22 protein-coding genes and 1 other annotated feature are annotated in these 21,493 nt (G+C 44.7%); all 22 genes read right to left on the bottom strand.

The annotated features are described in order from the left end of the window. Window positions 1–488 precede the first annotated feature (488 nt). The gene (locus tag PAENI_RS16315; protein ID WP_149646002.1) at window positions 489–2,318 is read right to left on the bottom strand and encodes a LysM peptidoglycan-binding domain-containing protein; all 1,830 of its coding nucleotides are present in this window, start codon (window positions 2,316–2,318) and stop codon (window positions 489–491) included. Between the two features lie 324 nt (window positions 2,319–2,642). Then, complete coding sequence (gene ilvE / locus PAENI_RS16310) at window positions 2,643–3,524, bottom strand: branched-chain-amino-acid transaminase (RefSeq protein WP_042191145.1); 882 nt, start codon at window positions 3,522–3,524, stop codon at window positions 2,643–2,645. Window positions 3,525–3,528: 4 nt separating this feature from the next. Continuing rightward, window positions 3,529–4,416 (bottom strand): prephenate dehydratase, encoded by an 888-nt coding sequence (gene pheA / locus PAENI_RS16305; protein WP_149646001.1) that lies wholly within the window; start codon window positions 4,414–4,416, stop codon window positions 3,529–3,531. Beyond that, entirely contained in the window at window positions 4,413–5,393 is a 981-nt protein-coding gene (thrB, locus tag PAENI_RS16300; protein ID WP_042191148.1) for a homoserine kinase, read from the bottom strand. The genes pheA and thrB overlap by 4 nt, the downstream gene beginning before the upstream one ends. 59 nt (window positions 5,394–5,452) lie before the next feature. Further along, window positions 5,453–6,739 carry a homoserine dehydrogenase gene (locus PAENI_RS16295; RefSeq protein WP_149646000.1) on the bottom strand — a complete coding sequence of 429 codons (1,287 nt, stop codon included), beginning with the start codon at window positions 6,737–6,739 and terminating at the stop codon, window positions 5,453–5,455. A gap of 36 nt (window positions 6,740–6,775) precedes the next feature. Further along, the gene (locus tag PAENI_RS16290; protein WP_042130552.1) at window positions 6,776–7,213 is read right to left on the bottom strand and encodes an ACT domain-containing protein; all 438 of its coding nucleotides are present in this window, start codon (window positions 7,211–7,213) and stop codon (window positions 6,776–6,778) included. 158 nt (window positions 7,214–7,371) lie between these two features. Next, a complete protein-coding gene (locus tag PAENI_RS16285; RefSeq protein ID WP_149645999.1) occupies window positions 7,372–8,733 on the bottom strand; it encodes a hypothetical protein in 1,362 nt (453 codons plus the stop codon). A gap of 54 nt (window positions 8,734–8,787) precedes the next feature. Beyond that, window positions 8,788–9,558: a zinc ribbon domain-containing protein gene (locus tag PAENI_RS16280; protein ID WP_149645998.1), complete on the bottom strand. Its 771-nt coding sequence runs from the start codon at window positions 9,556–9,558 to the stop codon at window positions 8,788–8,790. Window positions 9,559–9,572: 14 nt separating this feature from the next. Next, the gene (locus PAENI_RS16275; RefSeq protein ID WP_149645997.1) at window positions 9,573–10,319 is read right to left on the bottom strand and encodes a hypothetical protein; all 747 of its coding nucleotides are present in this window, start codon (window positions 10,317–10,319) and stop codon (window positions 9,573–9,575) included. 11 nt (window positions 10,320–10,330) lie between these two features. Further along, complete coding sequence (locus PAENI_RS16270) at window positions 10,331–11,650, bottom strand: SPFH domain-containing protein (RefSeq protein ID WP_149645996.1); 1,320 nt, start codon at window positions 11,648–11,650, stop codon at window positions 10,331–10,333. 212 nt (window positions 11,651–11,862) lie between these two features. Continuing rightward, entirely contained in the window at window positions 11,863–13,173 is a 1,311-nt protein-coding gene (gene obgE / locus PAENI_RS16265; RefSeq protein ID WP_042191162.1) for a GTPase ObgE, read from the bottom strand. A 15-nt stretch (window positions 13,174–13,188) separates the two neighbouring features. After that, on the bottom strand, window positions 13,189–13,929 hold the full coding sequence (locus tag PAENI_RS16260; protein ID WP_076300740.1) for a Spo0B domain-containing protein: 741 nt from the start codon (window positions 13,927–13,929) through the stop codon (window positions 13,189–13,191). Window positions 13,930–14,211: 282 nt separating this feature from the next. Further along, entirely contained in the window at window positions 14,212–14,523 is a 312-nt protein-coding gene (gene rpmA / locus PAENI_RS16255; RefSeq protein WP_042130564.1) for a 50S ribosomal protein L27, read from the bottom strand. 17 nt (window positions 14,524–14,540) lie between these two features. Next, on the bottom strand, window positions 14,541–14,876 hold the full coding sequence (locus PAENI_RS16250) for a ribosomal-processing cysteine protease Prp (protein WP_042191166.1): 336 nt from the start codon (window positions 14,874–14,876) through the stop codon (window positions 14,541–14,543). A 12-nt stretch (window positions 14,877–14,888) separates the two neighbouring features. After that, entirely contained in the window at window positions 14,889–15,200 is a 312-nt protein-coding gene (rplU, locus tag PAENI_RS16245; RefSeq protein ID WP_042130566.1) for a 50S ribosomal protein L21, read from the bottom strand. 14 nt (window positions 15,201–15,214) lie between these two features. Further along, window positions 15,215–15,300, bottom strand: a sequence feature (ribosomal protein L21 leader region). A 62-nt stretch (window positions 15,301–15,362) separates the two neighbouring features. Beyond that, complete coding sequence (locus tag PAENI_RS16240) at window positions 15,363–16,604, bottom strand: Rne/Rng family ribonuclease (RefSeq protein ID WP_042194404.1); 1,242 nt, start codon at window positions 16,602–16,604, stop codon at window positions 15,363–15,365. 58 nt (window positions 16,605–16,662) lie between these two features. Then, a complete protein-coding gene (locus PAENI_RS16235; protein ID WP_042191168.1) occupies window positions 16,663–17,505 on the bottom strand; it encodes a M50 family metallopeptidase in 843 nt (280 codons plus the stop codon). After that, window positions 17,498–18,361 carry a M23 family metallopeptidase gene (locus tag PAENI_RS16230; protein WP_076286495.1) on the bottom strand — a complete coding sequence of 288 codons (864 nt, stop codon included), beginning with the start codon at window positions 18,359–18,361 and terminating at the stop codon, window positions 17,498–17,500. Before PAENI_RS16230 ends, PAENI_RS16235 begins: the two co-directional genes overlap by 8 nt. 177 nt (window positions 18,362–18,538) lie before the next feature. Continuing rightward, on the bottom strand, window positions 18,539–19,333 hold the full coding sequence (gene minD / locus PAENI_RS16225) for a septum site-determining protein MinD (protein ID WP_042130573.1): 795 nt from the start codon (window positions 19,331–19,333) through the stop codon (window positions 18,539–18,541). A gap of 5 nt (window positions 19,334–19,338) precedes the next feature. Next, window positions 19,339–19,998: a septum site-determining protein MinC gene (gene minC / locus PAENI_RS16220; RefSeq protein ID WP_042191171.1), complete on the bottom strand. Its 660-nt coding sequence runs from the start codon at window positions 19,996–19,998 to the stop codon at window positions 19,339–19,341. Between the two features lie 80 nt (window positions 19,999–20,078). Continuing rightward, window positions 20,079–20,609 carry a rod shape-determining protein MreD gene (gene mreD, locus PAENI_RS16215; RefSeq protein WP_081383060.1) on the bottom strand — a complete coding sequence of 177 codons (531 nt, stop codon included), beginning with the start codon at window positions 20,607–20,609 and terminating at the stop codon, window positions 20,079–20,081. Continuing rightward, complete coding sequence (gene mreC / locus PAENI_RS16210; protein WP_042191173.1) at window positions 20,609–21,487, bottom strand: rod shape-determining protein MreC; 879 nt, start codon at window positions 21,485–21,487, stop codon at window positions 20,609–20,611. Before mreC ends, mreD begins: the two co-directional genes overlap by 1 nt. Window positions 21,488–21,493: the final 6 nt, after the last annotated feature.

The following is a 21,493-nucleotide window of genomic DNA, read 5'->3' as shown; positions in this document are numbered from 1 at the left end:
CGCCGCCAGCGTTCGTCCTGAGCCAGGATCAAACTCTCCAATTAGTATTGAAAAGAGCGATATGCTCATTTTGAAACATCTGACGAGAAAATTAATTCTCTAATTTTGGATTTCACTTTCGTGATTTCCTACTCACTCGTTGTTCAGTTTTCAAAGATCAAGTTCTCGTTGGCGCCGTTTAATGTCTCAGCAGCAACTTTTATAATATATCATGTTTTCCGATGAATTGCAACACTTTTTTTCAAAGTCTTTTGTAATTTCATCCGGATTAACATTCACCAACCGAAAGTTTATATCTCCTCTTTGCGACTGGATTTATAATGTAACATATAACCCACTCTAAAAACAACCCCTAAATTCAAAAAACATAAATAAGTACTTTCGCCTCAGTCCTACTTCTCGTTCCCATCTTCTCATAAAAAACGTGCAGATTCTAATAATCAGAACCTACACGTTAAATAGAGATTGGATGTTAGTTTAGAACTGTATTAATTAGAAATCCACGGATTTCTGCGTTTCTTTGAGCTCTCTGTACGACCACCAGCATTTGAACGTTGAGACTTCACACCTGTATTGTTTTTCTTACTGCTGTTTTGACTCGAGGTCTTTGCTTTTGATGCCGTTTCCTTCGTTGCAGTTCCCTTGCTCTTGAGAGAAGCGCCAGAAGTAGATTCCTCACTCACTGTTCTAACAACTTCGGGAGTGTCCTGTACAAACGTTTCAGGATCTTGGATTTCTGGAACCCGATTATGCTGCGAATAATTACCAATACCTGGATACTGCGGATTAGACGGAATACTCGACATTATCGGCCCGCCAAAAGCTCCAAGAGGAGATGCTGGAACTATTCCCTGATTAGGTGTTCCCGCTCCATAAGCAGAGAATGCATTTGGGTTTCCATATGCAGGATAGGTATTATATACGGGCATTTCATATGAATAGGGTTGAACATGCATTCCCCCACACCCACAAGTAGTTGGCCAAGGAAGGTTCGATGACATCCCATACATCGGGTTCATCCCTGAAACATTAGCCTCCATATTGTTAGGTGCAGCATTTGGATTCCATTGTTCTGGACTCACGTTAGGCGCAGCATTCGGATTCCATTGTTCCGGACTCATATTAGGCCAAGCATTCGGATTCCATTGTTCTGGACTCACGTTAGACGCAGCATTCGGATTCCATTGTTCCGGACTCATATTAGGCCAAGCGTTTGGATTCCATTGTTCTGGACTCACATTAGGCCAAGCGTTTGGATTCCATTGTTCTGGACTCACATTAGGCGCAGCATTCGGATTCCATTGTTCTGGACTCATGTTAGGTGAATACATATTTTCTGAAAAGTGGTATGGAGACATGCATTCGGGTCCATATGACGCCGGTTGAACATAACTTGGTGCCCAATTCATGTTCATATTAGGGCTATTTTGATAAGAATCATAGAGATAAGGATTTCCTCCTAGTCCTGGATATCCCATGTTGTCACAAGCATCTGCCTTTTCCTCTTTGCAAGCCATTGGCTTCATCTCAGCTTTTGGTGCCTCATGATATGCTACAGGCTCTTGATTTGGAACTGTGATCTGAACAAATAAGCTCTGCATTTCAATTTCTTGCACAGGAGCAACTTCCATCTGCATATTCGGTGCAGCATTAGGTGCAGCATTTTGAGTATTAATAGGGGCAATGTTCATCGATGGGTGCGGTGCAGAATTGTACAAAGGCGAGATATTTGGCGATGATTTAGGTGCAGGTTTAGTTTCCGCTTTAGCTTCTGGTTTATTTTCTGCTTTTGCCTCTGGTTTATTTTCTGCTTTTGCTTCCGGTTTAGTTTCTGGTTTGACCTCTGGTTTAGTTTCCGGTTTTGGTGCAGGAACTACCTCAGCTACTGGCTGTTCTTTTGGACCCGTATATTCCTTCCCGCCAACTTGTGTTTTCTCAGAAGCATTAGAAGGCATGTAGCCTGGCTGTACGGGTGAAGCGTTTGATGTCTTTTTAGGAATGTTGACTACTTCCCCTAACATCAATACATTCGGATTCTTTAGCTGGGGGTTTGCTTCAACCATATCTTTTAAAGGGATTCCCCACGCCTTAGATAATTTCCATAAGGTATCTCCTTGTTTGACTGTATGCTTGTAGTAAACTTCACTGTTATCCGGTACGGATACAGGAGCCGTAGGTATTTTTACTTTTTCACCAAGTGCCAGCACATTCGGATTACTGATCTGTGGATTAGCTTCAATAATTTTTTGTAACGGCACTCCGTACTTTTGCGATAATGCATACAGACTATCGCCTTGTTTGACAATGTGTATTTTCACGTAGCATTAACCTCCTAAAAGTTTTGTGGAGTATTGCTTTCTTACAGCTACACAGCAAAACTGGCTTTGAAAGCAAACACCCTTTGGATGGAACGTTGCTCTCTTACAGAGTTATATGCGGTACAGCCGCCTCCTTCGTTACTACATCTTATGCAGCCCATGGGCGAATGACATCCCTGAAATAAAAAAAATCCTTTCATGAGACATGAAAAGATTTACCAGAGACCTCCGGCCATCTTCTTCATATGCATGAAAGGATATCTAATGCCTATTCAATACTCATTACTCGACTAGCATGTAAAGAGCAAATTGTACGATTAACTGTTATTCCCAAACCTTGTAGCCATCTTTGTCAACAACATTGCGGAACTCTTCAAGCAATTTCAAAGTGATTGGACCCGCTTGTCCTTCACCAATGATTCGGCCGTCAATTTCACGCGCAGCAATAACTTCAGCAGCAGTACCTGTGAAGAATACCTCATCCGCTATGTAAACATCATGCATAGTGAATGGTTCTTCTTTTAGCTTAATACCCAATTTCTCACATAATTCGATGATCGCCAGACGTGTGATTCCTTCAAGCGCTCCCAAATAGCATGGAGGAGTGAAGACCACACCATTTTTGATGATGAAAATATTATCTCCAGATCCTTCAGTAACATATCCTTGAGCATTCATCATGATTGCTTCATCGGCTTCTGCCAGATTGGACTGAATTTTCACTAAGATATTGTTGAGATAGTTAAGCGATTTAATCTTCGGATTCAGTGCATCCGGAATATTACGACGTTGGGATACAGAAACAGCACGAAGCCCATTAATGTACGCTTGCTCTGGGTAAATAGCTAATTGTTCAACGATAATGATTACGCTGGCTTTAGGGCAACGGCGTGGATCAAGACCCAAGTTACCAGGACCACGGGATACGATCAGTCGAATATAACCGTTACGCATGTCATTAAGGCGAATCGTTTCAGCCATAGCTTCCAGCATCTCGTCATAAGTGAGCGGAATGTCCAGCATGATCGACTTCGCCGAATCATATAGTCTGTCCAAATGCTCTTTACATTTAAAAATATTACCATTGTAAATACGAATACCTTCAAATATGCCGTCTCCATACAAAAAACCGTGATCAAAAACGGATACCTTTGCATTTTCCTTAGTTACGTGTTGTCCATCCAGATAGATCCATTGTTCAGCCATGAATTTACTGCACCTCCGCTTTCTCTTCCTCATAGGTGTATGTGGGATACGAGCCCAGAATCCGAACCTGACAGCCTAAAGCGCTAATCTCTTCAATCGCTCCTGGTAGCAGGACTGATTCTATCGGTTCCAGCACATCAATATAAAAATAATAAGTACCCAACTTCTTTTTCGTTGGTCGTGATTCAATACGCGATAAATTCAGCTTCCGCCAAGAAAAGGCAGCGAGGACCTGATGCAAAGCACCGGGAAAATCCTCCGGCAGCGTAACTAGGACACTCGTCTTTACACCATTGCTGCTCCGTGGAAGATCAATCTTCTGCGGACCGACAAGGACAAATCGCGTGTAGTTGTTGTTGTGATCTGTAACTTTCCGATCAACAATCTCCAGCCCATGAGTTGCTGCGCCAAGAGCAGTACCAATCGCAGCCCAGCCCTTGTCAGGATTGTTCTTAACGATTTCAACAGCTTCAGAGGTGCTTCCGACCGACTCCAGTTCAGCCCAAGGTGCATGCTTCCGAACAAATTGCATGCATTGTGCCATTGCAACAGGATGCGAAAGGATTTTTTTAATTTTAGTGAAATCCTTATTGCCGTTCGTATCTCTGAATTCCAGCGGGTGACCGATGAGATTCTGTATCGATGGAAAGATCCATTCAGCCTGCATAGGCAGATCGACCTCATTAATGAGCCAATCAATATGTAGACTAACTGAGCCTTCAATAGTATTCTCAATCGGGATAACGCTGTAATCAGTGGTGCCACCAGCCGTAGAGAGAAAGACATCGGAAATTAGCTTGTGATGCACAATTTTTACAGGCTCGCCGTTAAACAAATGCAGCAGCGCTTCGTGAGATACCGAGCCCTGAGGCAATACCGCTATTGATTTCATAACCGTACTTCTCCTTTTATCATATCCAAAAATGATACGTTTTGCATCTCGTTTCTTTCAAGAAGCTCTGATGTAACACCTGAAGTACAAGGCATCAGCCAGCAAGTCTGAGCAGAGATGCCGTGTTCTTGCATCGTATTCATCAGGAAAGCCTCAAGCTCTCGCTTCCGAGTCTCATGGCGATCAACTAAACACAGTAGGGTAGGACCGGCACCGCTAAGTGCGATTCCTAAAGCACCATGGTTAGGTGCTTCCGCGAGCAGCTTCTCCATACCTGGAATAAGTGCTGCACGATAGGGCTGATGCAGACGATCCTGCATCGCTCTACTGATCAGGTCAAGCCGACCTGATGCAAACGAGGCTGTCATTAAAGAGGTTCTGCTGATGTTGTACACAGCATCACTAACTGAGATTTCTGTTGGAAGCACTCCCCGTGCTTTTGTGGTTTCCAGCTCGAATTCAGGAATAACCACGAGAACCTCAAGGTCTTGAGGTGGATCAAGGCGAACGTAATCCGCATGATCACCGTCCCACACTGCGGTAATGATGCCACCAAATAAGGAAGCTCCTACATTGTCAGGATGCTTCTCAAGCTGGGTAGCCATATCAAACAGCTTCGCATCATCGAGCGGAGAGCCGATCATCGTATTTGCTGCGACCATGCCCCCAATGATGGCCGAGGCACTGCTGCCGAGTCCACGCGTAAGCGGAATCTCAGAGTACATCGAAATAGATATTTCAGGCACCGTAACGCCAGCCTCTGCAAATACCATTTGAGCGACCTGATAGAGTAAATTACTCTTATCCCGAGCCACTCCCTTCATCTCGTCACCATATAGATGAAAAACTGTCTCCTCTGCTTCCTCCATCTCAATCCAGGCATACAGCGGCAATGCCATGCCAAGAGTATCGAAGCCCGGACCAAGATTGGCAGTACTAGCAGGTACTTTAACCCTTGCTACTCCATAAGTACTCATAACAGGTGCAATCTCCTTACTCATTGTTTAAATATAGAAAGTATAGTCCATCTACAGTGCTAACCTTCCACACGATAATGACTCTTGATCCTGTGGATGACTTTCAGTTCCTTAAAGTGGCGCAGCACTTTATTCATACTTGCTTTGCTGGCGTTATGGGTAACAATAATAATCTCCGCATCAGGATTATTTGGATTGGCTTGCTGAACTACCGAATCAAGACTCACGTCATACTCGGCAAACACCTGAGTAATCTTGGCCAATACGCCTGCTTTATCATCAACGTGTAAAAGTAGGAAGTTTTTATAAAAGATATCCTCATCACTCTTAAGCTTCTTCTGCTTATAAGGTACTTTTTGCTTCAATCCATTAACGCCCAGCTTGAGGTTCTTAATAATGGCTACCAAGTCAGCTACTACCGAAGTTGCCGTTGGCATTGCACCCGCGCCCGCACCATAGAACATTGTCTCTCCTACTGCCTCACCATACACATAAACTGCATTGAAGACACCATTTACAGATGCAAGTGGGTGACTTGCTCGAATCAAGGTCGGTTGAACACTGATACTGAATTCCTCATCCTGACGTTCAGCAATGCCTAGCAGCTTGATTTCGTATCCGAGACGCTTTGCAAAGGCAATATCGGCTTTACTCACTTCTGAAATCCCGCTCACACTGACGTCATGTAGCTCCACGTTAGTACGGAAGCCTAGGGTCCCGAGAATCGCCATTTTGCGGGCAGCATCCAGACCTTCAACATCGGAAGTTGGATCAGCCTCTGCATATCCTAAATCCTGCGCTTCTTTTAACACATCATTATAGGATGCGCCTTCTTGGCTCATTTTGGTTAGTATGTAATTAGTTGTTCCATTCACAATACCTATAATCTTCATGATCTTATCTGAAGAAAATCCTTCGATAAGCGTCCGAATAATCGGAATACCACCTGCAACACTAGCCTCATAAAAGACATCACATTGCTTCTCTTGCGCCTTAGCCAGAATCTCCGAACCGTGCAGCGCCATCAAGTCCTTATTCGCAGTTACGACATGTTTACCGCGGTCCAAAGCTTCAAGAATATATTCCTTTGTTCCATCGATACCACCCATCACTTCAACGATTACATCGATCTCAGGGTCACGAATAACATCCCATGGATCTGTTGTTATTTTGGCAGGGTCGACCTCAATATCACGTAGCTTATTGGAATTATTCACCGCTATGCGCTCAATGAGTATTGGAGAGCCTACTTGACTGCTCAAATCCTCCTGATTTCCTTCCACGATACGAACTACACCTGTACCAACTGTTCCCAGACCCAGCAAACCTACTTTAACCGGCTTCATCAGTATCCTCCTAAAAGTTTTACGTATATAATTTCTCTATCCCTGTCCAACGATTAGGGCGCGCTTCACTCCCGGAATATTCTTCAGACTATCAAGCATCTCTCCGAGCTCCTCATTCAAATGTGAGATTTCCACGGAAATCACCACATTCGCTCGTCCTTGTAGCGGAATACTCTGGTGAATCGTCAGCACGTTAGCCCCATGCCCCGCCACAGATCCTAGAACCTTGGAGAGCATCCCCGATTCATGTTCCAAATCCATGGAGATCGTAACAATTCGCTCACGTTCGAGCTGATGGATCAGGTGAATGCCATCCTTGTATTTATAAAAAGCGCTCCGGCTTAATCCTACCTGTTCTACACCCTCATGTACGGTCTTCGCATCCCCGGCCTCAAGCAATTGTTTGACCTGCATAGTCTTAAGTACGGCATCAGGTAATATGTCCTCACGGACCAAATAATAGCGTTCTTTCACGAACGTCCTCACCTCAAAGACTTTTGTGTTTTCTTAGTGGACATTATATCGGAAAAGACTTATAAAATGCAATAACTTTATATGTATACTCTGAGGCCAGGGAGTACGGTGCAGCAAAACCCCCGGATTCCCGGGGGCAGCAGGCAATCGTATGTACACTAACTGTATGGAATCGTCGTCCCGCAATAGTCACAGATCTTGTCCTGCCCAGGAAGTACTCTACTCTTAGCACCGCAACTCGAACAAACGATGGATTTCGGCAGTTGGACAGGTGGCTTAGGCCTATTCTCCGGTAATGACTGCCGCCCAGATGATGGCTGGTTCTCTGATGCCGCGGAGGGCTGTGCCCGGTCAGGATGCACAAGATTGGGCGGTTGTTTATCTAAGAGCTTAACACGTCCTTCATAATAGACAAGATCAGAAGCAAGTAACCCCCATCTCACCAAATACCGTAGGTCTCTACGTACATCATCTTCACTTTGTTTCGTGATATCAGCTAAATTACCAATATGTCTAACATCATCCACTATGATCAGCATGAGATACTTCTTGCACAGAAAATCAAAGTTTTCTGTTGCGAAGGTAGCCCTCCCTGCAAAGCTGTCCGCCGGAATTATAAAGATCAAGTAGAGGACCACCAGAATGATCAATAAAGTGAACCACTTAAAATCCCCTTTGTAGGTCCCCACGGCGAAGAGGACGGCAAGTTCCATAAAAGCTCCCATACATACATGATAGAGCAATTTGTAGTTAAATGATTTCCGCTCATTCTTATAATGAGTGCTTACAAAACGAAGCATCGCAAGTACAAACCCAAGCGGAGCAAACAAATAGGCAATCGCCATGATGATTCGATCAAACACTGTCCGGTCTCGCTTGTTACGGTAGCGAAGGTTATTCTCAGGCGCACGCACCAGTGCTTGTGCCCGTTTGGAATAAATAAGCTTCGGCGGCAATTTTACAAATGGATTGTCTACACGTCCTTCATAATAAACAATATCTGGAGAAAGTACTCCCTGATCTTTTAAATATTCCAAAACCTCGCGGACGTTCTCTTCACTGAATCCGCGAATATCGGATAGGCTGCCGATATGCCTTATGCCGTCCACAAGAACCAATGCGATATAGTCATTGCAAAGATAGGTGAATCCCTCTCTCCATCCTACGGCCCTAACCGACAATTTGATGGCGGGAATCCTAAACAATGCGTAGATAATCACCAGCCTGATCAAGAGTGCGACATAATCGATTTGACCGAGTAGCTTGCTAATAATGAAATAGATCGCCAATTCTACAAAGGCACCCATACACGCATGATAAAACAGGTTAATATTGCTTGCTTTGCGCTGTCTCTTGGAATGTGTAGATAATAACCGAATGGCAGCCAATATAAAGCCAACCGGAGCAAATACATACGCAAACACAATAGTCGTATAATCAAACGCCGTCCGCTCATATTCGTGCTTATATATCGGTTTGCCTGTTATTGGTGGCTGCCTACGTATATCCAATTTACTCATCTTTTATCTCCCCTAGTTAAGTTATATCTACAATGCTCAGGGAGAACCTTGGCATTAACTGTACGATATCATCGTGCCACAGTATTCACAGCTCTTTGACTGACTAGGCTGAACCGTGTTCTGTGCTCCGCAGCCCGGACAACGGATGGACTTAGGCAGCAGCGGTGAGGACTGCGGTTGAGAATGAATCTGCTGCCCCGAAGCTTGGGCTCCGAAGCCTGAAGCCCTTCCAGGGTGTACAAGATTAGGTGCTGCCATGGATGGATCTGGCGTCTGACGCCCCTCGGAAAGTACAATATCAATATCCAATAATCCTTTATTCTTTAGATACTGGACATCTCTCCGTACATCGCTATCGCTTTGACCTATCCGTTCAGATATACTGCCGACATATCGGATATTTTTATTTTGAATCAGCTCTATATAAGAAGTGTTAAGCTTAGAAAGTGTATATTTAGCTTTTGCTGTCACACTCGCAAGAATAAGTGCCGGAATCAAAAATATGACTGCAAGGAAAATCTGGATCGTTAATAATTCGGAAGTTCCAGTGTTTCCACTCATGGTATCCACAAACATTGCAATAGAGAGTTCAACAAATCCTCCGATAAATACATGCATGATCAGATTTAGATTGGTGGGTCTCCGATGATTTTTATAATGAGTTAGCATCAAACGTAACAATGCAAGAACGAGTCCAATGGGTGTGAATAGATAAGCTGCCGCAAGAATGACATAATCAAACCCAGTCCGGTCTAATTTAATCAGAGGAACCGCTGCACTCCCCGCTGGGGTCGGTGACGGCTCTTGTATGTTCAATCTGTTCATGTAGTTATTTCCTCCTATTTAAGTGCCGCTAATTCCCGATTTCGCCGCTCTAGTGTAGCTTTAATACTGTCGGCCATTTCGTTGATTTCAGCTTGCCAGTTCTCATGTGGCTCATTTGTCATGAGCAGAAGCTTCACATGATCATGCAACAGGGAGATCTGCTGATGCATGATATCCTCAGTAGCATATAAAGATGGATCTGATACAGGATCACTGAACTTGAATTGATCTCGTAACTTATTGAGCACCTTTACAAGCTGTTCAGTTTCGGGATTCTTCCAGCTGCTTGCCAGCGTACTGATCTCGTTCAATTCACTCTGATGCTGCCGAAAAGCTTGCAAGGACCTCTTCATTTGCTGTTCTTCAGTTCCGGCATTCCATCCATAAATCCCGATCACAGCCAGTGTGATTCCACCAATCAAAAGAATCAGCAGTTGAACGGCAGCATACCACAAAGGGGACATCTCCAGCAGCCAATCAAAAACAATAGCGGATACGAATACGACAGCCGCATAGATTCCCGTGATGAATGCACCACTTAGAAGAACGGGTGAGGTCCGCTGCACACTGCCTGCAGCACGGAGCCAAAAAATACAATAGCCATACACCACACTCTCCGCGAGCAGGACAGCAACTAGCGAAGTGACGAATCGAAACAGTGATTCAGAGAAGCCTAACCCTATAAAGGAGAACACCGTTAGTATTATAGCAGCCACATAAATAATGGTGATGATACGAATATAGCTTTTGCCCTTGTTCATAACGTCCTCCTTCAGCCTGCTTTCGTTCCACACTCTGCACAAAATTTTTGCCCAGGCTTCAGTTCATGCCCACAGCCTCCGCATTTAATAACCAAGCTATCTCCACAGTGAGGACAGAATTTCACCCCTGGCGATACCATCTCTCCACATTTACCACAGGCTTTAGGCATTTCTTTTCCACAAGAGACACAGGAAGATGCACCCTCAGGATTATCTGCTCCACAGGTTGGACAAGCACGATAAGGATTGCCACAGCCAGGACAGAACTTGGCTCCTGCTTTCAATTCATGTCCACATTCCAAGCAATTGATCTTGTTGCCGGACGGTGTGCTTTGCTGAATGCTCTCCAGAGCATGCCCACAGCCACTGCAGAACCTTCCCTCAACAGAATTCATAACTCCACACTTCGAACAGGAGCGCTCTTGGCGCACAACTGTAGTCCCTGAATCAAAACTCATCCCTCGGGTCATACGATTCACCATATCCATAGCCGGTCCAGCGAATCCCATACCAAGTCCAAGCCCCATCCCGGTGTTCATCATACCTACTCCAAGATTACCAGGATTACCTGCTGCTTTTTCCATCGTGTTAAAGCCACGCTCCTGCTGATAGTTGAAGCCGATAATATCCATTTCTGCTTTTTTAGCTAAAGCTTCCTTTAATCGAATCGTTGCCGGATCATCATCAGGAATATTAATGGAATCAATATAGAAATTATTCAGCTCAAGTCCATTATCCAGAAAAGTTGATGCTAGCCGCCCCTGGATATGCTTTGAGATCTCTGCAACATAGGCATTAATCTCCAGTATACTGATTTGCTTATGTACAAGGTAGGATGAGATCAGTTCATTTATATTCGACATAAGCAAGCCGCGGAAATAATTCACGAGCGTATCGTGATCAAACTGAGGAAGCGTTCCAACAAGCTGCAACAAAAATTTGCGCGGATTATCAACCTTTACACCAAACTGTCCGAAGGAACGAACAGAAATCATAATTTTGTATTTAGGATCCTGGAGTTGTAAAGGTGCGCTGGTTCCCCATTTAACATTCATCGAATTGGTCTTGTTCACATACCATACTTCTGCTGTGAACGGCGACTTCCCACCGAAAGGAAGATTAACGATATTAGATAAAATAGGAATATTGGCGGTGCTCAGGGTGTGCCGCCCTGCCGTAAAGGAATCAAGCGCTTGTCCGCCCTTGAATAGGATCGCTTCCTGAGATTCATTAACGATTAGCTGAGTCCATGTCCCTAGCTCTTGGTTAGGATATTTCCATGCGAAAATCCCCGGAGGACCGTCGTACTTCACCACTTCTATAATTGCCATCTGCTATTCCCTCTTTCATCATCTATGATATATGAATAACGTATGCGTTCCCGGATGGGAAATTGTGTATTTCGATATTAATTGTATACGATATATATCGTGATTTGGGTTCTTTTCACGAAAAAAATATACTCGATATGGAAATAAAAAAAGCGCGGCTTGTGTCTTCCTTTACAGGAGAACACAAGTCGCGCTTTGTAATCAGCTAAATATTAATAGTAACTGCTATTCTCTACGAACTCGAATTCGAACTCACCAATACGGACAATAGTCCCCTCTACAGCTCCACGTTTACGAAGCTCTGCATCTACACCCATATGTCGCAATGTCCGGGCGAGCTTTAGAATCGCATCATGTGTGCTAAGCTGCATACGTTTCAACATTTTCTCGATACGAGGGCTGTTGACCACATATGTTTCATTATCACGTGTAATGGTGAACGAGTTATTATCTTCCGCTTCTAGCTTATAAACCTTACGTTCAGTTGTTCCTGATACTTCTTCAACTACCGGTGCCACCGGAATACTATCAAGAATATCCGTTGCACGATATAACAGTTCCTGAACACCCTGACGGGTAAGCGAGGAGATTGGCATAACCTCAAGATCCGGACGCAGCTCAGCTACGCGTTCTCGGAAAGCGATGAGATTCTCCTCTGACTCTGGCATATCCATTTTATTCGCGGCCACGATCTGAGGACGATCAATTAGAGCCGCATTGTATTGCTTCAGCTCGTCATTAATGAGAACCCAATCCTCGAAGGGATCACGCCCCTCTGAACCAGACATATCCACTACGTGAATAATGATCCGTGTACGTTCAACGTGACGCAGGAATTCATGACCAAGCCCTATGCCTTCACTAGCTCCCTCAATTAATCCTGGCAGATCCGCCATTACAAAGCTTCGTCCATCCCCAACATCTACTACACCTAAGTTCGGTGTAATCGTAGTGAAATGGTATGCACCAATCTTTGGTTGAGCTGCGGATACGACCGACAGTAGCGTAGATTTGCCCACACTCGGGAAGCCTACAAGTCCCACATCAGCCATGACCTTAAGTTCCATAACAATATAACGCTCTTGACCCTCTTCGCCGTTCTCTGCTAGCTCTGGAGCCTTATTAGCTGCTGTTGCAAAACGAGCATTCCCACGACCCCCACGACCCCCACGGGCAACAACAACTTGCTGACCATGACGAGTCAAATCGGCGATGATCTCTTGAGTATCATCGTCAATTAACATGGTTCCAGGTGGAATCCGCACGATCATATGATCAGCGTTCGCCCCATGCTGACTTCTGTTACGTCCTTTAATCCCTTTGTCCGCTTTAAAATGGCGTTGATAACGGAAATCCATCAGCGTACGCAAGCCCTCATCTACGCGGAAGATAACGTCGCCACCACGGCCACCGTCACCACCTGCTGGACCACCATCCGGTACATACTTTTCCCGGCGAAACGCAACGATACCATCCCCGCCGTCTCCGCCCTTAACATAAATCTTAGCTTTATCTACGAACATTAATGTTCACCTTCCTCACATTTCAAGCGGCAAACGCAGCTCTACATAAGCCTTGCTGGGCTTAAACTGCTCCGCTTTCATGATTTTCCCTTGTACTATATTATAAATTTGCCCTTTGAGCTGCTCGGGATTGCCATGCTCTCCCTCACCTTCGAAGGAGATAAGAATGTCTCCTCCATCCTGAATAAAGCCAAGACGCAGCTTGCGCGTTTCACCTTGAGGAGCCAGTCCGTTATATTGATAAGCTCGTACGGTCTGCATGATCACTGAAGTCAGCTCATCTCCTGCTTCCCGGTTTAGCTTCTCCTCCAGTTGCAATCCTTCCTCCACTTGAACTTCCAGTTCCAGACTAGTCCGGTAAGTTCGGAAAGATTGGATATAGAAGACCAATGAAGGAATGCCCAGCTTCGCGATACGACTATCAAGCGCTATGCGTTCCTTTATTCTTTCCACACACTCCACGGATTTATCAGGCTTTCCAAGCTGAATATATCCGTAAAGAATCTGCAAATCATTCATCCAATCATGACGATGATGATTCAGTGTCCGAATCGCCGCCTGTTGCAGAGTGTTCTCTTGTATACGCAGTTCCCGTTCCCAATGACGCTGATTCCAAATCAAGCTGAAAGCAACCGTTGCTGCTACCCAAATTCCAAGCAACAGACACGTCAAAAGGGAGGTATGCCAATACACGAGTCCTAAAGGAAGCATTACGGATAACATGACTGCCCAGATTGCACTTTTCCAGGATTTCATTCTTTCTCCCCGTCCCTCAGTTCGCAAAATTCATGACTTCGTTTAGATTATTACCCTCATCAATTACCATTTCCTAGTATAACACAGCAGTTCCCTGTAGTTCACCAGAGATAACCGTGAGATTTCACATATGTCTAAGGATGTTTATGTTTTCTTAAAACTCTGAAGGTATACATTTCTAAAGTGCTCAAAGAGGTATCCACAAACGCTTCTAAATATTCTACAAAAAAGCCTCCGGCACTCATGCCGGAGGCTTCTACATGCAAATATGGTTCCGTAAGCTTACGCTTCCAGTGCCGCTGCTACCGGAGCGACATCAACTGGGTATACGCTCACTTTTTTGCGATCGCGGCCCCAACGTTCGAACTTCACTACGCCATCCACCAATGCGAACAACGTATCATCTTTACCGATGCCTACGTTAGTGCCTGGGTGAATTTTTGTTCCGCGTTGACGAACCAAGATGTTACCGCCGGTTACTGCTTGACCGTCAGCACGTTTCACGCCAAGACGTTTGGAATGGGAATCCCGTCCGTTTTTTGTGGAACCTACACCTTTTTTCGATGCGAACAATTGAAGATTCAATTTCAACATGTTGTCAACCTCCTTCTTTAAATATTTACTTGCTCTATTTGAAGATACTTTCCGTATGATTCTGCGATATCATTTAGCATCACGACCATGGATTCAAGCAGCAATTGCACCTTCGCGGAAGTATCGAAATCATCAATGGAACCTAATGTTCCACTTAGGAATCCGTTCTTCATGGATGTATCCATGGAGATTCCGGTCAAAGTCTCAATCGAATTGACGGTTCCAACCGTTACGGCCGAAACTCCGGCACATACGATATCTTCGCCACGCTTTGCATAACCCGCGTGCCCTTTTACCTCAAAGCCAACGATAGTTCCTAGATCCGAAGATCGTGTAATCCGTACGTTAATCATTCACGCACCTTCTTACGCTTGAATCTTCTCGATAGTTACTTTCGTGTACGGTTGACGATGGCCTTGTTTCTTGTGGTAGTTCTTCTTAGGTTTGTATTTGTAAACTACAACCTTAGCGCCTTTACCATGTTTCTCGACTTTAGCTGTTACAGACGCGCCGCTTACGAGCGGAGTTCCTGCAGTCAGACCACCTTCGTTAGAAACAGCCAATACACGGTCAAAAGTTACACTTGCGCCGTCTTCAGCTTCCAACTTCTCAATGAACAAAACATCGCCCTCTTGGACTTTGTATTGTTTACCGCCAGTTTCGATAATTGCATACATTTTACTTGCACCTCCTCATGTCTCAGACTCGCCTAGTCTAGGTGGCAGATTCCCGTGGGAACTGCACTTATGTACCCGATCGGAGCGGTTACAGCATGTGCAGGACCGAATCAATCAAACACATACTTGAAGATATTATCATACTTATCGCCCATCGTCAACTCATTCCATCCATTCTCCAACTTTCCCAGTCCCTCCGCAGCACTGACAAAGGATAGGTGCGAAGCTGGCTGAATCATGTCTTGCCTTCTTCCGGGTCATCTCGAGGAGTCCAAGTCTTGTCCAACCGAGAATATGGGTTTTGGTTCGATCCTTGCAGATCACTTTCTCCAGCCGCTCGGTAACCATTTTACGGTGTATTTCTTCTTCCATATCAATAAAATCAACAATAATAATTCCGCCCGTATCTCGCAAACGGATCAGACGACCAATCTCCTCTGCTGCAAGCAAATTAGTATTCGTCACCGTCTCTTCAAGGGATGCTCCTCCAATGTATTGCGCAGTGTTCACGTCAATAACGGTGAGCGCCTCCGTCTCATCCCAGATCATTGTCGCTCCACCCTCCAGCGTGATCTTGCGACTGAAGCTCTTGTGCAACTGTTCCTGTACCCCATAAGCTGTAAAAATGGACTCCGGTCCATTATATAAACTCACAGGCTTGTACCCATCAGGTGCCATGTCATCCAGAAATGCCTTGGCTTCTTTAACTGCAACTGGAGAATCTATAATCAACTGATCACGCTGTGGATTAAAAGCATCTCTTATAAAGCGCTGAACAATACTAAGATCACGATGAAGTAGAGCTGGGGCTTCTGCAGTTTGTGCCCGACGTGTAATGTTATCCCATTGCGCACGTAAAAATGAAAGATCACCCTCCACTGCTTCATGCGGCTCATCCTGAGAGACGGTCCGCATAATAACCCCCTCTTCTTTCATTCGCAGACGTTCACCAATTCCTTTGAGCCGGCTACGTTCTGCATCGCGACTTATTTTTTTGGATACCCCAACATAATCGGCAAAAGGCATGTACACCATCCAGCGACCGGGCAATGTATAATGGGTCGTTACACGCGCACCTTTGCCGCCACTAGGCTCTTTTCTTACTTGTACAACAATATCCTGACCCGGCTGCAAAAGCGTCTCGATAGAAGGCTTCACATCCGGCTGTCTATCCAAATGAGGGTGCAATACATCATCAACATATAAAAAAGCATTCTTCTTCTGTCCAATGTCAACAAAAGCAGCCTGCATACCTGGAAGTACGTTAATCACACGGCCTTTATAATAACTTCCGACCAGCCCTTGCTGCTGATCGCGTTCAGCCGCGTACTCCACAAGCCTTCCGTTCTCCAGAAGAGCCATTCGGGTAATGTGCTGCGTGCAGTGAACGATCATCTGTTTCATGGCTTCACCTCTGGTTTCGTTCATTCATTCATCCCTTCTCACGCTCTGCATAAATACACTACATTCCGAAGTAGGTAGATATTAAGCGCTGTTCCGGCACAACAGCAACAACATTTCCTTCGCCGTTTAATACATAGATAAAATGATATTGATTACGTTTAAATAGACGCAATATAGCATCTAAAGGTTTCGCAGATAAGGCAACAATTGGACGAGCCACACTTCCTGTCCGCAAATGATACTCATAAACCGCCTCCCTATTCATCAAAAACGCAACAAATCGGTACGGTAAATTCCGATGATCCGTGAGATTTGAATACAATAAAAAAGCACCGATCATAACCATGTTCAGCCTCAATCCTCCACCTGCTCCAAGAGGCAATAGCGCATAAACAATCACAAAAATGCTTGCAGCAACGCTCACTCGTCCGCTCCATAGTAAAGTATAGTAATAAGGAAGAAATAAACTAACTGTAGCCTGAAGTACTTTGCCTCCGTCAAGTGGAAGAACAGGCAAAAGATTAAAGAGCGCAATGATGGCATTAGCATTTATAAAATAGACTAAAAATTCCTGATTACCATAACCTGCTTGCTGAAGCCCAAGAGCCATAACAATCATGATTCCATTTTGCAGCGGACCGGCAAGTGCAATACCAATCTCACGACTAGCGGTGAGCCGCCCATGATCCTCAATAACCGCAACTCCGCCAAACGGAAGAAGCTGAACCGATTTGACTGTAACACCAACTAAAAGGGCAGCCACCACATGTCCCATTTCATGAATGAGGACGATCGTAAATAAAGTTAGCAACTCCAGAAATTGTCCTGTGAGTACAGAGAACAACATAATGATTACGAACAATGGATGTAGTGACAGATCAATCCCTAAGATCCTAATCAAACGATACCACTTCTGTAGGATCAATATAAGTCTTGTCTTTCATCACTGCAAAGAATAGCGTTGGAGCTGAGGAGCCCTCTTTCTCCAGCATCCACCCGAGTTCATCTCCACTCTGAATCCAGTCATCAATCTCCAGCTTAGTGCCATTTAAATGTCCGTATTCTGCTGTAATTCCTCCAGAATGTTGAACCGCAATTCGAATGCCACCGTCCAATTCTTTAGAGATGGAAAGAACACGTCCCATGTCTATACTCTTCACCGTCACATTTGAGGTTGAATCGATTTGAGGCATAATTTCTACACCTTTTAGCGTGGAAGCAAAGGGCTCCACAATGCTTCCAGCTACCGGAGCACTAAGCTCATGTTGAGCTGCTGCCTTTTGAGCAGGTTCGTCTTTGTCACCAAAAATCGGTATGAACGCCGGTGCACCATTAAAATTCTCCTCATACCAGACCCGCACTGCTGTGAAATCCATGTCATTACTCAAGGCATCACTAATAAAGGCTTGGACTTTATAGGACCATGGCTGGTGAACTGCAAAAACTCCCCACACCGCTCCAAACACAAGCACACTGGCTATAACCCGTCGAATAAAACCGGAAGAAAATTTAGAACCTCCTCCTCCTGGTTCCTCCCAGCCACCCCGTCTCTCTTTCCACATCACTTCCGGATCAGGCTCTATAGATGATTGCTCCTCATTTTTCTTAAACCCCGTACCCCACTCCTTGAAGCTCGTACTCTTTTCGGGCATAACGAATAACGGAGGCACCTCTGCTGTTTCTATATTCGGGATTTCCTCCAGCAAACTACGAATACGCTCCTTGCGGCGATTCTTGATATCTGATTTGAGATCCATGTTTATCCCTCCGGACGGGCTTGTTTTACTTCCATTTTATGAAGCATGGAAGTCTCTTTAGAACAAGCCCACCCAAGGTGGAGCACTTAAATACCACTAAATAAATAAATCCCACCCATAGATTTCTCTAGTGGTGGGACCGTTAATGCTTCTATAGTAAGATTGCTTGGTGCAGAATTAAGCCATACCGAAAAATTTCTTGAACTTCTTAAATGCTCCCGGTTTCCGATCAAGCTGCATTAGCGGCACAGCATCACCTAAAATTCTACGAGCAATATTGCGGTAGGCAATAGCTGCTGACGAATCGGGATTCATAACTGTAGGCTCTCCACTATTTGCGGCCTTAATGACCAGTTCATCATCCGGAACAATTCCGATAAGATCAATATTCAACACCTGTAAAATATCCTCAATATCAAGCATATCCCCAGACTTTACAAGACCTGGGCGAATACGATTTACCACCAGCTTTGGCGATTCCACATGTGACTGCTCAAGCAGTCCGATAATACGATCCGCATCCCGCACAGCAGCATGCTCTGGTGTGGTAACCACGATCGCTTTATCCGCACCGGCAATCGCATTGCGGAAGCCATGTTCAATCCCTGCTGGACAATCAATCAAAATATATTCATATTCCTTCTTCAGTTCGAGAATAATATCTTTTACTTGTTCAGGAGTGACGGACGTTTTATCCTTCGTTTGAGCTGCGGGCAACATATACAACTCATCAAAGCGTTTGTCTTTAACGAGTGCTTGATTTAGGCGACAACGACCCTCCGCTACATCCACAAGATCATAAATAATACGATTCTCAAGCCCCATTACTACATCCAGATTACGCAGTCCAATGTCGGTATCGACGAGACATACTTTTTTACCCTGCAGTGCAAGTGCGGTTCCAATATTGGCTGTTGTGGTTGTTTTGCCAACTCCGCCTTTGCCCGAGGTTACGACTATCGCTTCTCCCATGGAGGCTACACCCCTTTAAACACATTTAAATCCTGACGTACTTTGACTAAATTATGAATTTTATCGATTTGCATAGCTCCGTTCGTTAAATATGCAAACTCCATACTGCTTTCTCGGGTTTCCCACTCATCGGGAGGACGACTGATAATATCAGCAATTCGCAGTTGTGTCGGAGACATTAAGGAAGCAGCGATAATCGCCTCTTCATTTCCATCTACTCCAGCATGCGCCATACCTCTAAGTGATCCTAGAATATAGATATCGCCTGAACAGGTAATGGTTCCTCCTGGGTTCACATCCCCCAGATATAAAAGATTTCCATCATGGTGCAGCACCTGACCGGAACGAAGAATCCCGCTCATAAGAAACAACGCGTCATTATCCTCACTGCCGGGCACTGGAAGCGCCTCTATGGAACGAATCAGTAGATTTCCCTGTCCCTTCAGAATCTCCAGCACAGCTTCCTTATCTTCCTCAGTTACGGGACGATTGCCCAGCTTAATATCTACATGGACAATCGGTCCAGTCAAAATATTTTGATGGCTGTGCTCCAGCTTATAGCGAAGCTCGCTCAGAAGATCTTCGAAGGGACACTTGTCGTCTAGCAGGAATATCAGGCCATCCTTGATGCCCTTAATCCTTACATGCTTGGATTTTACTGTCATATGCCTGGCCCCCTATCCTCATTCATTCGTGCCGGGCCCCTTAAATTCCTGCTTTATTAAGAAAGAAAATAGAAGCTTCTTTATGCCGCTTCTTCCGTACTCTTCTCTTTCTTGATCAGCTCAAGCTGGCGTCGTAACGGTATGTAGAGGATCAGAGCAATAGCAAAATGAAAGAGCATCGTTGGTAGCATATGATTCAAAATAGCCCAGCTATAAGGCTCCTGATTGAGATTGAATACACTATAAATACCAAATAACACACTATCCTCTAGCAAGCTTCCGAGCAGAATCACAGTCATCATAAGAGGCAGTGGCGCACGCGGAATCTGAAACAGAAGGCCGATTAAATAAGCCGACAGACCCATCGCAAAAGAATGTGCTCCTAGAATTCTGCCATAAAAAACGACATCATGTAATAGTCCGAAAGTTAGGCCCAGTATAAGCGCTGTATGACGATGATGATATACAGCCACGAACAATAGCACAACGAACACTAGATTCGGAATAATTCGCATCTGCCATACATCTGGAATCAGCCAAGGCAGAATGGTTCCCTCCAGAATGAACAAGAGGAACAGTAACAGAACAAGAACAGATCTGCGCATATTCACTATTCAGCACGCTCCTCCGTAAAAACAACAATCAGCTGCTTCCAGTCTTGAAATTCTGCTGAAGGCTTAATCACTGCTGTGGAGGTTAATCCAAATTCACCAACCTCAACGCTTTCAACTGTACCGATGGTCAATCCTCGCGGATACAATCCCCCAATACCAGAAGAAACGATAACATCCTTCGGCGCAATAGGATCACCTGGCGGGATCTTGTTCATCAATAACTTGTTTGTCTTCGGATCATAGCTTTCAATCATACCAAAGGTTTTGCCCTCTTTGTTAATAGCGGTTGCCGCAATTGGCGGCTGAGAATTAGGGTCATTCGTATCCATCATGGTCATCAGCTTCACCGTAGAGGTGAAATTGCTGACTTGACTAATAACACCTACTAATCCATCAACCGAGATCACAGACATATTTGGTCTAACGCCATCTTTAGCACCTAAATCGATTACAATCGTACTATTGCTTGGTTCTGTTGTCTGACTAACCACCTGCGCAATATGGTATTGATATTTATACAATTCCTCCTGAGCTTTCGTGAACTTCAACTGTTCCTTTAACTGCTCATTTTCTACCTGAATGAAATTGTATTGCGCTTTATCACGTGCATATTGGGCGGCTAGAATCTTCAGCTGCTCATTTTCCTTAGAAAGATCTTTCAGATTTCCGATATCTTCAAACAAGCCCGCTACATATCCAGCGGGCTTGTAGAACATTTTTTGCACGAAACCAGTAGTATCTCTAAGAAAGTTCTCCGGCCAGGACAAGGAACTCCTTGATGCCAAGCTGAAGCCCATCACCACAATGAACAGCACCAGTGTAATCAACAGAATAAACAGACGTTTATTGCTTAAGAGTTTAAACAGTTTCAACACCCTCTA

This window comes from Paenibacillus sp. B2(2019) (assembly GCF_008370385.1).
Taxonomy (GTDB): Bacteria; Bacillota; Bacilli; order Paenibacillales; family Paenibacillaceae; genus Paenibacillus_AQ.
This window is presented reverse-complemented; position numbering and strand designations above follow the sequence as displayed.

Excerpts from the sequence above, each read along its gene's own strand:
- ilvE (WP_042191145.1), bottom strand. The coding sequence starts at position 3,524 with ATGGCTGAACAATGGATCTATCTGGATGGACAACACGTAACTAAGGAA.
- pheA (WP_149646001.1), bottom strand. The coding sequence starts at position 4,416 with ATGAAATCAATAGCGGTATTGCCTCAGGGCTCGGTATCTCACGAAGCG.
- thrB (WP_042191148.1), bottom strand. The coding sequence starts at position 5,393 with ATGAGTACTTATGGAGTAGCAAGGGTTAAAGTACCTGCTAGTACTGCC.
- PAENI_RS16295 (WP_149646000.1), bottom strand. The coding sequence starts at position 6,739 with ATGAAGCCGGTTAAAGTAGGTTTGCTGGGTCTGGGAACAGTTGGTACA.
- PAENI_RS16285 (WP_149645999.1), bottom strand. The coding sequence starts at position 8,733 with ATGAGTAAATTGGATATACGTAGGCAGCCACCAATAACAGGCAAACCG.
- PAENI_RS16280 (WP_149645998.1), bottom strand. The coding sequence starts at position 9,558 with ATGAACAGATTGAACATACAAGAGCCGTCACCGACCCCAGCGGGGAGT.
- PAENI_RS16275 (WP_149645997.1), bottom strand. The coding sequence starts at position 10,319 with ATGAACAAGGGCAAAAGCTATATTCGTATCATCACCATTATTTATGTG.
- PAENI_RS16270 (WP_149645996.1), bottom strand. The coding sequence starts at position 11,650 with ATGGCAATTATAGAAGTGGTGAAGTACGACGGTCCTCCGGGGATTTTC.
- obgE (WP_042191162.1), bottom strand. The coding sequence starts at position 13,173 with ATGTTCGTAGATAAAGCTAAGATTTATGTTAAGGGCGGAGACGGCGGG.
- PAENI_RS16260 (WP_076300740.1), bottom strand. The coding sequence starts at position 13,929 with ATGAAATCCTGGAAAAGTGCAATCTGGGCAGTCATGTTATCCGTAATG.
- rpmA (WP_042130564.1), bottom strand. The coding sequence starts at position 14,523 with ATGTTGAAATTGAATCTTCAATTGTTCGCATCGAAAAAAGGTGTAGGT.
- PAENI_RS16250 (WP_042191166.1), bottom strand. The coding sequence starts at position 14,876 with ATGATTAACGTACGGATTACACGATCTTCGGATCTAGGAACTATCGTT.
- rplU (WP_042130566.1), bottom strand. The coding sequence starts at position 15,200 with ATGTATGCAATTATCGAAACTGGCGGTAAACAATACAAAGTCCAAGAG.
- PAENI_RS16240 (WP_042194404.1), bottom strand. The coding sequence starts at position 16,604 with ATGAAACAGATGATCGTTCACTGCACGCAGCACATTACCCGAATGGCT.
- PAENI_RS16230 (WP_076286495.1), bottom strand. The coding sequence starts at position 18,361 with ATGGATCTCAAATCAGATATCAAGAATCGCCGCAAGGAGCGTATTCGT.
- minD (WP_042130573.1), bottom strand. The coding sequence starts at position 19,333 with ATGGGAGAAGCGATAGTCGTAACCTCGGGCAAAGGCGGAGTTGGCAAA.
- minC (WP_042191171.1), bottom strand. The coding sequence starts at position 19,998 with ATGACAGTAAAATCCAAGCATGTAAGGATTAAGGGCATCAAGGATGGC.